Source organism: Campylobacter sp. CFSAN093227 (assembly GCF_012897855.1).
Classification (GTDB): domain Bacteria; phylum Campylobacterota; class Campylobacteria; order Campylobacterales; family Campylobacteraceae; genus Campylobacter_D; species Campylobacter_D jejuni.
This window is the reverse complement of record NZ_CP040610.1, coordinates 1437051-1452419: the sequence shown is the minus strand read 5'-3', so window position 1 is coordinate 1452419 and position 15369 is coordinate 1437051. Positions and strand designations below refer to the sequence as shown.

Annotated in this window: 10 protein-coding genes; 8 read left to right on the top strand and 2 right to left on the bottom strand. The window is 30.5% G+C overall.

Annotated elements, in window-relative coordinates; translation table 11 throughout:
- The 8 genes from FBF06_RS07570 (at position 1) to FBF06_RS07535 (ending at position 11499) form a co-directional block, all read left to right on the top strand.
- Positions 1-1395: a M99 family carboxypeptidase catalytic domain-containing protein gene (locus FBF06_RS07570; protein ID WP_168977615.1), complete on the top strand. Its 1395-nt coding sequence runs from the start codon at positions 1-3 to the stop codon at positions 1393-1395.
- Complete coding sequence (gene tsaD / locus FBF06_RS07565; protein WP_168977614.1) at positions 1392-2399, top strand: tRNA (adenosine(37)-N6)-threonylcarbamoyltransferase complex transferase subunit TsaD; 1008 nt, start codon at positions 1392-1394, stop codon at positions 2397-2399. Before FBF06_RS07570 ends, tsaD begins: the two co-directional genes overlap by 4 nt.
- Positions 2400-2915, top strand: a complete 516-nt coding sequence (locus FBF06_RS07560) for a prepilin-type N-terminal cleavage/methylation domain-containing protein (RefSeq protein WP_002875272.1) — start codon at positions 2400-2402, stop codon at positions 2913-2915. It abuts the gene before it with no gap.
- Positions 2915-4156 (top strand): DUF2920 family protein, encoded by a 1242-nt coding sequence (locus FBF06_RS07555; protein WP_168977613.1) that lies wholly within the window; start codon positions 2915-2917, stop codon positions 4154-4156. Before FBF06_RS07560 ends, FBF06_RS07555 begins: the two co-directional genes overlap by 1 nt.
- Positions 4157-4165: 9 nt before the next feature.
- Positions 4166-5989 (top strand): motility associated factor glycosyltransferase family protein, encoded by a 1824-nt coding sequence (locus FBF06_RS07550; RefSeq protein ID WP_168977612.1) that lies wholly within the window; start codon positions 4166-4168, stop codon positions 5987-5989.
- Positions 5986-7803 (top strand): motility associated factor glycosyltransferase family protein, encoded by a 1818-nt coding sequence (locus FBF06_RS07545; protein ID WP_168977611.1) that lies wholly within the window; start codon positions 5986-5988, stop codon positions 7801-7803. Before FBF06_RS07550 ends, FBF06_RS07545 begins: the two co-directional genes overlap by 4 nt.
- A 96-nt stretch (positions 7804-7899) precedes the next feature.
- Positions 7900-9627: a flagellin gene (locus FBF06_RS07540; RefSeq protein WP_168977610.1), complete on the top strand. Its 1728-nt coding sequence runs from the start codon at positions 7900-7902 to the stop codon at positions 9625-9627.
- 144 nt (positions 9628-9771) lie between these two features.
- Positions 9772-11499 carry a flagellin A gene (locus FBF06_RS07535; RefSeq protein ID WP_071450893.1) on the top strand — a complete coding sequence of 576 codons (1728 nt, stop codon included), beginning with the start codon at positions 9772-9774 and terminating at the stop codon, positions 11497-11499.
- Positions 11500-11529: 30 nt separating this feature from the next.
- Here the strand turns inward: FBF06_RS07535 and FBF06_RS07530 are convergent, their stop codons facing one another.
- The gene (locus FBF06_RS07530) at positions 11530-13416 is read right to left on the bottom strand and encodes a motility associated factor glycosyltransferase family protein (protein WP_079862490.1); all 1887 of its coding nucleotides are present in this window, start codon (positions 13414-13416) and stop codon (positions 11530-11532) included.
- Complete coding sequence (locus FBF06_RS07525) at positions 13413-15359, bottom strand: motility associated factor glycosyltransferase family protein (RefSeq protein ID WP_168977609.1); 1947 nt, start codon at positions 15357-15359, stop codon at positions 13413-13415. Before FBF06_RS07525 ends, FBF06_RS07530 begins: the two co-directional genes overlap by 4 nt.
- Positions 15360-15369: the final 10 nt, after the last annotated feature.

Below are 15369 nucleotides of genomic sequence, written 5' to 3'. Positions count from 1 at the left end.
ATGAAAATTTTTTTAACAATTTTATTTTTTATAACAAGCATTTTTGCTTTAGAGCTAGATTTTAGCGTAGGAGAAAATGGAAAAAGTCTAGATGATAATAATACAGTTTTAATTTTTGGTGGAATTCAAGGTGATGAGCCTGGTGGATTTCATGCGGCAAGTTTGCTTTTGAGTGATTATAATATCACCAAGGGTAAGATTATAGTGGCTCCAAATTTAGCTTTTGATAGCATTATCAAGCGTTCGCGTGGGAATAATGGGGATTTAAACCGTAAATTTGCAAGCATTAGCCCAAAGGATCCTGATTATAAAACCGTGCAACGCATTAAAGAGCTTATTTTACTTCCTGAAGTTAGTATGGTGATCAATCTTCACGATGGTTGGGGTTTTTATAAACCTACTTATATCGATGCGATGCAAAATCCTAAGCGTTGGGGAAATTCAAGCGTGATTGACACAAGTGAAATCAATGCAAGCAAATACCCTGATCTTGAAAATATCGCCACTCAAACCGTAAATAGTGTCAATTCTTCACTTGCTGATCCAAAGCATGCTTATCATCTTAAAAACACCAAAACCCAAGAGCTTGGCGATACGGAAATGCTTAAAGCTTTAACTTATTTTGTGATTTCAAATCACAAAGCCGCTTTTGCAAATGAAGCAAGTAAAAATCTGCCTGTAAATTTAAGAGCTTATTATCATCTTTTGGCAATTGAAAATTATTTAAAAACCGCAGGAATTGAATTTAGCAGAGATTTTGAACTCACTCCACAAGGGGTTGATAAAGCCATAAACCGAGAGCTTGAAGTGAAGCTTTTTAATGATAGAATTTTACTTTCTTTAAAAAATCCAAGAAAGATTATCAACTATGTGCCTTTTCCGGTAAATAAAGAGTTAAATTATAACACAAGCAATGAACTTACGGCTGTTATCGCAGAAGGAAATTCTTTTTATATCCAATATGGCAATCGTTTTCAAACAAGATTATATCCTGAGTATTTAGAATTTAGCGATGCTTTTAATGAAGTAACTTTTCAAGTTGATGGCAATGAAACCACCGTTCCTTTTGGAACCAAGGTGAAAGTAAAAGAGAATTTTCTTATTCCAAAGATAGCTAATGTGCGCGTAAATATCATAGGCTTTGATCACTCAAAAGATGAAAGTGGTATTTTAGTTCATAAAAAAAATATGCAAACACAATATTCTTTAGATATGGCAGGTAAAATTTATAGAGTGGAATTTTATGAGTTAAGGGGGGCGAATTTGCAACAACTTTTAGAAGCAAATACCAATAGCAAGTTGATCAAAAATGCTAAAAATTTGGATTTAAACACTCTTAAAATGGCAAGATCAAAAGATAAATTCTTAGGTTCTATTTTAGTGGAATTTGAATGAAAAATCTTATCCTAGCTATAGAAAGTTCTTGTGATGATAGTTCTATAGCTATCATTGATAAAAATACCTTAGAATGTAAATTTCATAAAAAAATTTCCCAAGAATTAGATCATAGTATCTATGGGGGAGTGGTACCTGAACTTGCTGCAAGACTTCATAGCGAGGCTTTACCAAAGATACTTAAGCAATGCAAAGAGCATTTTAAAAATCTTTGTGCCATAGCTGTGACAAATGAACCTGGACTTAGTGTTTCTTTGCTCAGTGGAATTTCTATGGCAAAAACCTTAGCAAGTGCGCTAAATTTACCCTTAATCCCTATAAATCATCTTAAAGGTCATATTTATAGTCTTTTTTTGGAAGAAAAAATTTCTTTAGATATGGGAATTTTGCTTGTTAGTGGTGGGCATACCATGGTGCTTTATCTTAAAGATGATGCAAGCTTAGAGCTTTTAGCAAGTACAAATGATGATAGCTTTGGAGAAAGTTTTGATAAAGTGGCTAAAATGATGAATTTAGGTTATCCTGGTGGGGTCATCATAGAAAATTTAGCAAAAAACGCCAAACTTAAAAATATCTCTTTTAATATACCTTTAAAGCATTCTAAAGAACTCGCTTATAGTTTTTCAGGGCTTAAAAATGCAGTGCGTTTGGAAATTTTAAAGCATGAAAATTTAAATGAAGACACAAAAGCAGAAATAGCTTATGCCTTTGAAAATACAGCTTGTGATCATATCATGGATAAATTAGAAAAAATTTTTAATCTTTATAAATTTAAAAATTTTGGCGTTGTAGGTGGAGCTAGTGCAAATCTTAACTTGCGTTCGCGTTTGCAAAATTTATGTCAAAAATATAATACAAATTTAAAACTAGCTCCTTTAAAATTCTGCTCTGATAATGCTTTGATGATAGCAAGAGCTGCGGTTGATGCTTATGAAAAAAAGGAATTTGTAAGCATAGAAGAAGATATTTTAAGCCCTAAAAATAAAAATTTTTCAAGGATATAGATGAAAAAAGCTTTTACCATATTAGAACTTGTTTTTGTGATTGTTATTTTAGGAATTTTAGCCGCTATTGCTTTACCAAAAATGAGTTCAAGCAAGGATGAAGCTGAAGTTAGTAAGTCTTTAAATAACCTTAAAACTTTGATTAATGATATAAGTATTTATACTTTAAAAAATGATCATTTAAGCTCTATAAAAACGATGAGTAATGTAAGTGGGGTTGAAAATGTCGATCTTGGCAATTTTAATGGCACAAAAGAAGTAAATTTTCGCGTAGGCGATGATAAAGAATGCTTAAAACTTCTTTTTATAAATAAAGCTGATTTTATACTCATGGGAATTTCAAGCAATGAAGCAAGTAAAAATGCTATCATTAACGCAGCCAATCAAAGCCATGAAGATTTAGAAAATATAGACTTTACAAGCTCTTCTAGTAATAAAGCTTGTGTGATCTTAAGTAAGAATGAAAATTTTAAAAACCTAGCGAGTAAAACTTATCTTTTAATAGGGGGAATGTAATGATAGTGAGTAAAACTTATGAGATTGACTCTTGTGATGATGTAGAACTTGATATAAAAAGAGAATCAAAGCTTGAATTTAAGCTTTGGTATGATGATGAAAAAACACCTGAAGCCTTGGTGTTTGTGGTGCAAGGTATGGGCGATGATATATCATCGATCCAATATGTTGGTGATTATATGGTAAGGCAATTTAATACTGCTGTAGTTGGAGTAAATTATCATTGTATTGGTAATCGTCCTCAAACTGGATCAACTTTTTATTTAGATGATATAGACAAGCTTATTTTAAAAGTAAGTTGTGAAGCTGCGGATATCAAGCTTCCTTATGATGTTGATAAAATTCAAGACTATAAACAAATGAGTGAGATTTTTCATTTTGTAAATAATCAAATAGTTGAAGGCAAGCAAAAAGGTAATTTTACACCAAATTATTTTTTAAATTTACATGTGAGTTTACAACCTGCAAAAAACGAATATCAAAATTTTGGGATTATGCAAGCTCAAGATCTTTTAAATGTCACACTTTACCTTAAAAAACATGCTCCTTTTGATACTATGGGGGGGGGTATACCAGTTATTATGATAGGTAGTTCTCACGGGGGATATTTAGCACATTTGGCGGCTAAGATTGCACCTTGGTTAATAGATGGAGTGTTGGATAATTCTGCATACGCTAAGTTTTTATGGAGAGTTGTAGGTTTTGGAAAGGAAATAGATTTTATGCAGTATAGCGAATTTGCTACTTTTGATTTTTTTCATCATATTAAAACACATTGTTCGACAAAAACTTTTTGGACAAGTAATTCTTCATCGCCTTGTTTTTTTTCTCCCGCAAGAAGAAAAATTCGAAATCTTTTAGAGGAAGATCATCTTTTAGAACAATCAAAATATTTAAAAACTTGCTTTATAAGTTATCATTCGTTATATGATGAGTATGTTTCTTTAAAAGAAAAAACTATGCTTTATGAAGAGCTTGAGAAACTTGGCTTTGATGCAACTTTGTGTTCTGTTACTAAAGAATCTCAAGTTGATGGAAAATTTATTAAAAACTTAAATCATGGCATGGGAATTCCAGTAAAACTTTTGATTAAAAAAGAACTTCCTTTAATGTTAGAAAAAATAAAACAAAATCTAAAAAAAGATTATAAAGAAAAATGTATCTCTTATCCTTGTGAGGATTTGTTGTATCAATTTAGCGAAAAAGATGACAAAATATCACTAAAAATAGATAAAATTTAAGGAAACCTAATGAACCTACTAGAAAAAAACATACAAGCTTTATTAAGTGGGGTAAATGAACCCTTAGGAAATAAACTTTTAAATTTCATACAAAATAAAATTTGCTCTCGTTTTAATATAGATGAAAATTTAAATATCTATGATAAAACTCATAATGTTTTCATGTATGAAAACTTAGAAGAAGAAATAAATTTTTTCTATCAAAGTATTTTAGAAAAAACTCCTAGATATCCTTTTATATGTATTTATGGTATAGGCAATGCTTTACTGATTAAAAATTTAGCTAAACACTATAAACATCTTTTTGTATTTGAAAGTGAAATAGAACTTTTTATCCTAGCTTTAAGTACGATAGATTTGAGTGAAGAGCTTTGTAGTGGAAAAATTTATCTTGTGGATATCGAAGAAGAAAGAGTAGATATTCAACTGCTTATACTTTTTGATATGAAAGATATATCTGAGTACTTAAGTTTATATGAAATGTTTGTAAATAATGTTTATTATAAAAAGTTTTATGAGGATATTTGGCATAAAGCAGACGAGCTTTGCGAGAAAAATATTAAAGTTGTGATAAGAAATTTAGGTTCTAATTCTGATCTTTCTTTTGAGTGTTATTCTCATCTTTTACAAAACATCCCTTCTATGCTTGAAAGCATTCCTTTTCAAAGAATCTTAAATGAAAGAAAAAACAAATTTGATAATGCTATAGTAGTTTCTGCAGGACCTAGTTTAGCTAAACAACTTCCTTTACTTAAAGCTTGTCAAGATAAAGCAGTGATCTTTTGTGCTGATGGGGCTTTAAGTATGCTTGAAAAAGAAGGTATAGTGCCTGATTATGTTACGAATTTAGATTTTACTGATCTAGCAATGAAATTTTTTCAAAATAAAGAAAATAAAACTTCTTTAAATATACTTTCATGTGCTACGTATCCTAATTTGGTTCATTTTTTAGATAATAAAAGTGTGATTTTAAGAGATGATCCTTTATGCCAACGCTTCAATCTTAATGACTTTGGTTATATTGGTACAGGTGCTCATGTAAGTCATTTTTCTTATACTTTAGCTTTAGCTTTAGGATTTAAAAATATTATTATGATAGGGCAAGATTTAGCCTTTGATGAAGAAGGAAATTCACATTCAAAAGGTTTTGATTTTGGAGAGAAATTTAGTGGTGAAGAAAATATAGATAAACTTAAAGTCCCTGCCTATGCAGGTAAAGGTGAAGTTTTAACTCATATAACCTGGAATGATTATCGTATAAAACTTGAATATCTTTTTGCTTGCAATGAACAAAAAGCAAAGTTTTACAATGCTACTGAAGGTGGAGCAAGGATTAATTTCACTGAAGAACTTTCCTTTAAAGAATGTTGTGAAAAACTCCTTACAAAAGAAAAACCTCAATTTGAACTTCCAAAAAGTTTAACTAAAAATAGAAGTGATAAACTCCTAGTTAAATTCAAAGAAAAAATACAAAAAGATCAAGATAATGCTAAAAGATTTTTAGACGATGCCTTAGCTTTAAAACAAATTTTAGAAAATATACTCAGTAAAGATTTTCTTTTGCCTTTAGAATTTTTAGAAAAAGTCTATCAAAATATAGAAAATTTTAATCACTCTTTAGATGAAGATGAGTTTATACAGGATGAAGTTTTAAGAGGAGCTTTTGCTTATCGTGGAAAAATGATTGCTGATGTATTGAAACTTCATATAAAAGATGAAACACATTTTATCACAGCCTATATCAAAGCTTACCATGAATGGCTGCTTTATTTTATGGAAAAATTAGAGCAAAGAATAAATATTATCATCAATTCTTTTAAGGAACTTCCATGAATTTGCTAGAAAAAAACATACAAGCTTTATTAAGTGGGGTAAATGAACCCTTAGGAAATAAACTTTTAAAATTCATACAAAATAAAACTTGTTTTCGTTTTAGTATAGATGAAAATTTGAATATCTATGATAAAACTCATAATGTTTTCATGTATGAAAACTTAGAAGAAGAATTAAATTTTTTCTATCAAAGTATTTTAGAAAAAACTCCTAGATATCCTTTTATATGTATTTATGGTATAGGCAATGCTTTACTGATTAAAAATTTAGCTAAACACTATAAACATCTTTTTGTATTTGAAAGTGAAATAGAACTTTTTATCCTAGCTTTAAGTACGATAGATTTGAGTGAAGAGTTGAAAGTTTATAAGGTTGTATTATTTGACTGTGTTGCAAAGGATTTAGAAATTCAAATTGCTATGATTTTTGATCAGCAAAGTATTTTAGAGTATTTAAGTTTATATGAAATGTTTATTAGCTCGCATTATTATCTTAAATACTATGAAACTTCTATTTTATCTTTAAATGAACTTTGTATTAAAAGTGCAAGTGTAGCAATAAGGAATGCAGATATTACTTGTTTTTTACCTTTGCTAACACATGGACAGTTTTTACAAAACATCCCTTCTATGCTTGAAAGCATTCCTTTTCAAAGAATCTTAAGTGAAAGAAAAAACAAATTCGAAAATGCTATAGTAGTTTCTGCAGGACCTAGTTTAGCTAAACAACTTCCTTTACTTAAAGCTTATCAAGATAAAGCAGTGATCTTTTGTGCTGATGGGGCTTTAAGCATGCTTGAAAAAGAAGGCATAATACCTGATTATGTTACGAATTTAGATTTTACTGATCTAGCAATGAAATTTTTTCAAAATAAAGAAAATTTAAAACAAAGCATCATTGCTCTTGAGTGTGCTACGCATCCTAATATCGTGCGTAGTTTAAATGCTGAAAATTGTATGATTGTTTTAAGAAATAAAGCTTTATATCAACGCTTCAATCTTAATGACTTTGGTTATATTGATACGGGTACTCATGTAAGTCATTTTTCTTATACTTTAGCTTTAGCTTTAGGATTTAAAAATATTATTATGATAGGGCAAGATTTAGCCTTTGATGAAGAAGGAAATTCACATTCAAAAGGTTTTGATTTTGGAGAGAAATTTAGTGGTGAAGAAAATATAGATAAACTTAAAGTCCCTGCCTATGCAGGTAAAGGTGAAGTTTTAACTCATATAACCTGGAATGATTATCGTATAAAACTTGAATATCTTTTTGCTTGCAATGAACAAAAAGCAAAGTTTTACAATGCTACTGAAGGTGGAGCAAGGATTAATTTCACTGAAGAACTTTCCTTTAAAGAATGTTGTGAAAAACTCCTTACAAAAGAAAAACCTCAATTTGAACTTCCAAAAAGTTTAACTAAAAATAGAAGTGATAAACTCCTAGTTAAATTCAAAGAAAAAATACAAAAAGATCAAGATAATGCTAAAAGATTTTTAGACGATGCCTTAGCTTTAAAACAAATTTTAGAAAATATACTCAGTAAAGATTTTCTTTTGCCTTTAGAATTTTTAGAAAAAGTCTATCAAAATATAGAAAATTTTAATCACTCTTTAGATGAAGATGAGTTTATACAGGATGAAGTTTTAAGAGGAGCTTTTGCTTATCGTGGAAAAATGATTGCTGATGTATTAAAACTTCATATACAAGATAAAACGCATTTCATCACAGCTTATATTAAAGCTTACCATGAATGGTTGCTTTATTTTATAGAAAAATTAGAACAAAAATACAAGTCTTTGTCAAAAGTATGAAATTTTATTGCTAAAGTATAAAATATTTTTTTGATTGCACGATATAGCATTTAACAAGTTCATGGATGAGCTTGAATTTTTTTAAAAGGATTTAAAATGGGATTTCGTATTAACACCAATGTTGCAGCTTTAAATGCTAAAGCAAACGCTGATTTAAATAGTAAAAGTTTAGATGCTTCTTTAAGCAGACTTAGTTCAGGTCTTAGAATCAACTCCGCAGCAGATGATGCTTCAGGGATGGCGATAGCAGATAGTTTAAGATCTCAAGCTAATACTTTAGGTCAAGCTATATCTAATGGTAACGATGCTTTAGGTATTTTACAAACTGCTGATAAGGCTATGGATGAGCAACTTAAAATCTTAGATACAATCAAAACTAAGGCAACTCAAGCGGCTCAAGATGGACAAAGTTTAAAAACAAGAACCATGCTTCAAGCAGATATCAACCGTTTAATGGAAGAACTTGACAATATCGCAAATACTACTTCATTTAACGGTAAGCAACTTTTAAGTGGAAATTTTATCAATCAAGAATTTCAAATCGGTGCGAGTTCAAATCAAACTGTAAAAGCAAGTATAGGAGCAACCCAGTCTTCTAAGATAGGTTTAACTCGTTTTGAAACAGGATCAAGGATTTCAGTTGGTGGTGAAGTGCAATTTACCCTTAAAAATTACAATGGTATAGATGATTTTAAATTTCAAAAAGTTGTGATTTCAACTTCAGTTGGAACAGGACTTGGAGCTTTAGCTGATGAGATCAATAAAAATGCTGATAAAACAGGTGTTAGAGCTACTTTTACAGTAGAGACTCGAGGCATGGGAGCAGTTAGGGCTGGAGCTACTTCAGATGATTTTGCTATCAATGGGGTAAAAATCGGTAAAGTAGATTACAAAGATGGTGATGCTAATGGAGCCTTGGTTTCTGCAATCAATTCGGTTAAAGATACAACCGGAGTTGAAGCTTCTATCGATGAAAATGGTAAGCTTTTACTTACTTCAAGAGAGGGAAGAGGGATTAAAATTGAAGGTAATATAGGCAGAGGTGCTTTTATCAATCCAAATATGCTGGAAAATTATGGTCGTTTATCTTTAGTTAAAAATGATGGTAAAGATATTTTAATCAGTGGAACAAATCTTTCTGCTATAGGTTTTGGAACAGGCAATATGATTTCTCAAGCTTCCGTTTCTTTAAGAGAGTCTAAAGGGCAAATCGATGCAAATGTAGCTGATGCTATGGGCTTTAATTCCGCAAATAAAGGAAATATTTTAGGAGGTTATTCTTCTGTTAGCGCTTATATGAGTAGCCAAGGAAGTGGATTTTCTTCAGGTTCAGGTTTTTCTGTAGGTAGCGGTAAAAATTATTCTACAGGTTTTGCAAACACTATAGCTATTTCAGCTGCTTCGCAACTTTCTGCGGTATATAATGTTTCTGCAGGTTCAGGTTTTTCATCGGGATCAAATCTTTCTCAGTTTGCAACCATGAAAACTTCAGCAGGGAATACTCTTGGTGTAAAAGATGAAACAGCAGGTGTAACTACACTTAAAGGCGCTATGGCTGTGATGGATATAGCTGAAACGGCTATAACAAATCTTGATCAAATCAGAGCCGACATTGGTTCAGTGCAAAATCAAGTTACATCAACTATAAACAACATCACTGTTACTCAGGTAAATGTTAAAGCAGCAGAATCACAAATCCGTGATGTAGACTTTGCAGCTGAGAGTGCAAACTACTCTAAAGCAAATATCTTAGCTCAAAGTGGCTCTTATGCCATGGCACAGGCTAATTCTGTTCAGCAAAATGTTTTAAGATTACTACAGTAGTTTACAAAAGCTGCAATATATACAAATCCAAGCCTAGTTTAAACTAGGCTTTTTTATTTTAAACTCTAAAATTTTTTAATCAAACTAAACTTGGAACACTTCTTGCTTTAATCTTTTCGATGCAATATTTTGAAAGGATTTAAAATGGGTTTTAGGATAAACACCAACATCGGTGCATTAAACGCACATGCAAATTCAGTTGTTAATGCTAGAGAGCTGGATAAGTCTTTAAGCAGACTTAGTTCAGGTCTTAGAATCAACTCCGCAGCAGATGATGCTTCAGGGATGGCTATAGCAGATTCTTTGCGTTCACAAGCAGCTACTTTAGGTCAAGCTATAAACAATGGTAATGATGCTATAGGTATTTTACAAACTGCTGATAAGGCTATGGATGAGCAACTTAAAATCTTAGATACAATCAAAACTAAGGCAACTCAAGCGGCTCAAGATGGACAAAGTTTAAAAACAAGAACCATGCTTCAAGCAGATATCAACCGTTTAATGGAAGAACTTGACAATATCGCAAATACTACTTCATTTAACGGTAAGCAACTTTTAAGTGGAAATTTTATCAATCAAGAATTTCAAATCGGTGCGAGTTCAAATCAAACTGTAAAAGCAAGTATAGGAGCAACCCAGTCTTCTAAGATAGGTTTAACTCGTTTTGAAACAGGATCAAGGATTTCAGTTGGTGGTGAAGTGCAATTTACCCTTAAAAATTACAATGGTATAGATGATTTTAAATTTCAAAAAGTTGTGATTTCAACTTCAGTTGGAACAGGACTTGGAGCTTTAGCAGAAGAGATCAATAAAAGTGCTGATCAAACCGGTGTTAGAGCTACTTTTACAGTAGAGACTCGAGGCATGGGAGCAGTTAGGGCTGGAGCTACTTCAGAAGATTTTGCTATCAATGGGGTAAAAATCGGTCAGATAGAATATAAAGATGGTGATGCTAATGGAGCCTTGGTTTCTGCAATCAATTCGGTTAAAGATACAACCGGAGTTGAAGCTTCTATCGATGAAAATGGTAAGCTTTTACTTACTTCAAGAGAGGGAAGAGGGATTAAAATTGAAGGTAATATAGGCAGAGGTGCTTTTATCAATCCAAATATGCTGGAAAATTATGGTCGTTTATCTTTAGTTAAAAATGATGGTAAAGATATTTTAATCAGTGGAACAAATCTTTCTGCTATAGGTTTTGGAACAGGCAATATGATTTCTCAAGCTTCCGTTTCTTTAAGAGAGTCTAAAGGGCAAATCGATGCAAATGTAGCTGATGCTATGGGCTTTAATTCCGCAAATAAAGGAAATATTTTAGGAGGTTATTCTTCTGTTAGCGCTTATATGAGTAGCCAAGGAAGTGGATTTTCTTCAGGTTCAGGTTTTTCTGTAGGTAGCGGTAAAAATTATTCTACAGGTTTTGCAAACACTATAGCTATTTCAGCTGCTTCGCAACTTTCTGCGGTATATAATGTTTCTGCAGGTTCAGGTTTTTCATCGGGATCAAATCTTTCTCAGTTTGCAACCATGAAAACTTCAGCAGGGAATACTCTTGGTGTAAAAGATGAAACAGCAGGTGTAACTACACTTAAAGGCGCTATGGCTGTGATGGATATAGCTGAAACGGCTATAACAAATCTTGATCAAATCAGAGCCGACATTGGTTCAGTGCAAAATCAAGTTACATCAACTATAAACAACATCACTGTTACTCAGGTAAATGTTAAAGCAGCAGAATCAACCATAAGAGATGTAGACTTTGCAGCTGAAAGTGCAAATTTTTCTAAATATAACATCCTTGCGCAATCAGGTTCTTATGCTATGAGTCAGGCTAATGCAGTGCAGCAAAATGTTTTAAAACTTCTTCAATAATTTCTTAGATGCTTTTATGCATCTAAGCTTTTAAAGTGCTTTTTTCTTTTCTAAAAAGTCTTGCAAAGGTAAAATAGCGATTTTAAGTCTTTTGTCTTGAGCTTCTAAAAGTTCTATGATATTTTCTATCAAAGATTCATGCGCATAAATCCAAGCAAAAAGTTTATTTTGTTTATCAGATTCATCTTTGATATCTTTAAGATATAAAGGCGTTAATATACTTTGTTCATGATGTAAAGTAGGGCCTAAAATTTCTTGTAAAAAGAGATATTTTTTATTTGAAAGTTTTTCTTTGATTTTGTCTATATTCTGGTTTATTTGTTCAAGAGAGAGCTTGTTTTTTCCATGGGTAAGATTGTGAATTTGTTTTTGAACTTTTTTACACTCTTTTTTAAAATTTAAGGATAAATTCATATTTTTTTTAATTTTTTGATAGATTTTTAATCCGAGTTTTACTTGTTCTTTAGTATTTAAAACTTGTAATTTTTTAAATTTTTTATCTTTTTTATTTTCGAGTAAATTTTCGCAAAGTTCTTTAAAAGGTTTTTCTATAGCGCTTTCTATCCTAGCACCTCCTTCAGTGCAATTATAAGTTTTACTTTTGCTAAAAGCAATGAAATTTTCAAAAATTTGTCTAAAAAGTGTCCAAATTTCAGAACTTTGAACTTTTCCATTTCCTCCATAAGCTGTAGTGCTAAATCTATCTAAGTCCCTTTCATAGTCTCCATTGTGTAAATTAGCATGGATGAAACCTTGAGAATGTGTTTGCCCATCTTTGGCATAAGCTAAATCCTGACCTATGAGAATGATGTTGTTATGTCCTAAATTTTCAGCCAGTTCATAAGCCATATGAGATACACTCATGCCTGCGTTAATATATCCATAATCGTCTAGCCCCAAGCATCTCGCAAAAGGCTGGCCTTTTATGATTAAAATGTATTTTCTTTTATTTTTTTTAAGATAAGAAATGGTTTTTTTATGCACCAAAGAAGCTACTAGAAAAATGATGTCTTTATCAAAATCTTTAAAATCATTGTTAAAACATTCAGCTACTATTTCATCGCGTTCCAACATACAAACATAATCAGGCTTTATACCATGTTTAGCTAAAATAGGATAAGAAGAATCCGCACAAAAAATTGTAGCTTTATTAGCATATTTTTTTAACAAAGGAAGTTGTTTAGTAAGAGATGGTCCTGTAGAAACAATGATAGCTGTATCACTTATACCCTTTCTTTTAGAAAGTAATTCTTTATAACTAGGATGAGTAATCATTTGAGGAAGATTATAAACAAATTGTTCTATACCTTGCATGGCATCTTTAGGATCATTACCACGCATAAGATTGTGATTTTTGATGATTTGCATGTTGAGTTTATTAAGTTTTAAAATATCTTCTTTATAGTGTTCATAAAAATCATTAGCAATGTGTAGATTATAAGAACGATAAAACAAATCCCCTATCAAACGAAAAACTTTATCCATTTTAGGAAGATTAATATCATCATGATGTAAAATAATGAGTCGCCCTAAGCTTAAATCTTTGCTAAAATCTATGAAATTTAAAGCCAAAAAGATAAGTTCTAATTCTTTTTCAAAGATGATTATTCTTTTAAGTGCTTGATTTTGAAGTAGAATTTTATATAAAATTCCATTTCCAAAACCATAAAAAAAAAGCACAGGATAGCGTGTAAAATCTTTAAAATATTCTAAATTTTTTTCAAGCTCTTTGATGGGATCTTGATACATTTTTTTTAAATTTCTTTTTTTTATGATATTGATATCAAGATTATCTTTTCCTTGAGTGAAAGTAAATTCTCTAAGCTCTTTTAGATCCTCAAGTTTTTTGCGTAAGTCGTTATACTCAAAACCGCTTAAAGCTTTTAAATTTTTGTTAAAATTATTTTCTTCTCTCACCTTCTCACCCTTTCCATCCATTTATCTAATTTTCTTTCTTTAAGTTTTTCTTCTAAAGGAAGTATATTTTTAATCAAAGCATTTTCTTGTGCTTTAATATGTCCATAAACTAATTCCATAAATTCTAAATGTTCTTTTATCCAAAGAATACTTTTATTAAAAGCATCTTCTTTGGTTTTAGGATTTAAAACATAAATTCTAGCAAGATTAAGTTCAAATTGAGTACGCAAAGGTTGTAAAATTTCATATAAATCTTGCATTTGTTTTATATCTTCAAGTTTATTTTTAAATTTATCTATTTTTTCAATAGCTAAATTGATATCCTCTTCTTTTTCATTTAAACTCAAATATACACTTTGTATTTTTTCAAAATCATTGCTGAGTATTTTACTAAAATCTCTACAATGTTTAATACTTTGATAAACTTTATAATAAGCCTTAAGTAAAAACTCATTTTGTTTATTTAAACTTAAAGGTTCTAATTTTTCAAAAGGTTTATTTAAATCTTTATGAAGTAAATTCTCACAAGCCCATAAAAAAGGTTTTTCTATGGTTCCTTCTATCCTTGCTCCACCTTCGGTACAGTTGTAGGTGGTGATACCCATTTTTCTAGTATTTGGAATCATTTCATTTTCAAACCAATTTTTAAATAAAAGCCATATACTATGAGTTTCAACTTTTCCGTTGCCTCCATAAGCTATAGTTAAAATATGTTCATACATTTGACTTTCATAATTAGCTGAATTTTGATAATCATCAGGATGAGAATTGCCATTTTCAGCATAAGCTAAATCCTGTCCTATAAAAATGATGTTTTTATGACTTAGATAAGTTGCTAGATAAGATAATGTATGTGCAACACTAAATCCTACAGCAGCATAGCAAAAATTTTTAAGATTTATATAATATGGAAAGGCAAGAACTTTTTGAGTTATGATAAAAGTTTTATTTTTTAAATATTCAATTGTTTTTGGATGAATAACCCCTGCGCAAACAAATACAATATCCTTATCAAATTCCCCAAAATCATGATTAAAAAACTCAGCAGTAATTTCTGTTCTTTCCAACATACAAACATAATCAGGCTTTATACCATGTTTAGCTAAAATAGGATAAGAAGAATCCGCACAAAAAATTGTAGCTTTATTAGCATATTTTTTTAATAAAGGCAATTGTTTAGTAAGAGATGGTCCTGTAGAAACAATGATAGCTGTATCACTTATACCCTTTCTTTTAGAAAGTAATTCTTTATAACTAGGATGGGTAATCATTTGAGGAAGATTATAGACAAATTGTTCTATGCCTTGAAGAGCATCAAGAGGATCATTACCATTTCTTAAAATGATATTTTTAAAATTTTCTGCTAATTTTTTATTCAATCCTAAAATATCTTCATGAAATCTTTCATAATAATGACTCATCAGTTCTAAAAAATAAATTCTAGAAAATTGAAAGAAAGGTTTAGAAGAACAAAGTTCAGTATAATCTTGAGCTTGTAATTTATCATTTTCCAAAACCATCAATCTTGCACTTTGCAATTCACTTGAAAAATCTAAGATATGAAACATTATCCAAATGATTTCTATATCTTTTTCAAAAACAACAATATGTTGATGATTTTTATTTTGCAATAAAGCTTTAAATAAAATTCCATTTCCAAAACCATAAAAATACAATACAGGATAAAGTAGGTATTTGTCATTATAAGTATTTAGCATAGTTTGCAATTCTTTAATGGGATCTTGATAAAGTAAATTTTCATTATACCCCCCCCCATTATTTTTTATACTTGTATCTTTTAAATTGATATCTAGATTATCTTTACCTAAGATAAGTTCAAATTTACTTGATTTAATTTCTTTTAAACTTTCTTTTAAAAGAATATTGCTTAAAGCCTCAATGTTTTTGTTAAAGAGTTCTTTTTGGGTAGGGGTGAAGGTCATTGGAAATCCT

Excerpts from the sequence above, each read along its gene's own strand:
- FBF06_RS07570 (WP_168977615.1), top strand. The coding sequence starts at position 1 with ATGAAAATTTTTTTAACAATTTTATTTTTTATAACAAGCATTTTTGCT.
- tsaD (WP_168977614.1), top strand. The coding sequence starts at position 1,392 with ATGAAAAATCTTATCCTAGCTATAGAAAGTTCTTGTGATGATAGTTCT.
- FBF06_RS07560 (WP_002875272.1), top strand. The coding sequence starts at position 2,400 with ATGAAAAAAGCTTTTACCATATTAGAACTTGTTTTTGTGATTGTTATT.
- FBF06_RS07555 (WP_168977613.1), top strand. The coding sequence starts at position 2,915 with ATGATAGTGAGTAAAACTTATGAGATTGACTCTTGTGATGATGTAGAA.
- FBF06_RS07550 (WP_168977612.1), top strand. The coding sequence starts at position 4,166 with ATGAACCTACTAGAAAAAAACATACAAGCTTTATTAAGTGGGGTAAAT.
- FBF06_RS07545 (WP_168977611.1), top strand. The coding sequence starts at position 5,986 with ATGAATTTGCTAGAAAAAAACATACAAGCTTTATTAAGTGGGGTAAAT.
- FBF06_RS07540 (WP_168977610.1), top strand. The coding sequence starts at position 7,900 with ATGGGATTTCGTATTAACACCAATGTTGCAGCTTTAAATGCTAAAGCA.
- FBF06_RS07535 (WP_071450893.1), top strand. The coding sequence starts at position 9,772 with ATGGGTTTTAGGATAAACACCAACATCGGTGCATTAAACGCACATGCA.
- FBF06_RS07525 (WP_168977609.1), bottom strand. The coding sequence starts at position 15,359 with ATGACCTTCACCCCTACCCAAAAAGAACTCTTTAACAAAAACATTGAG.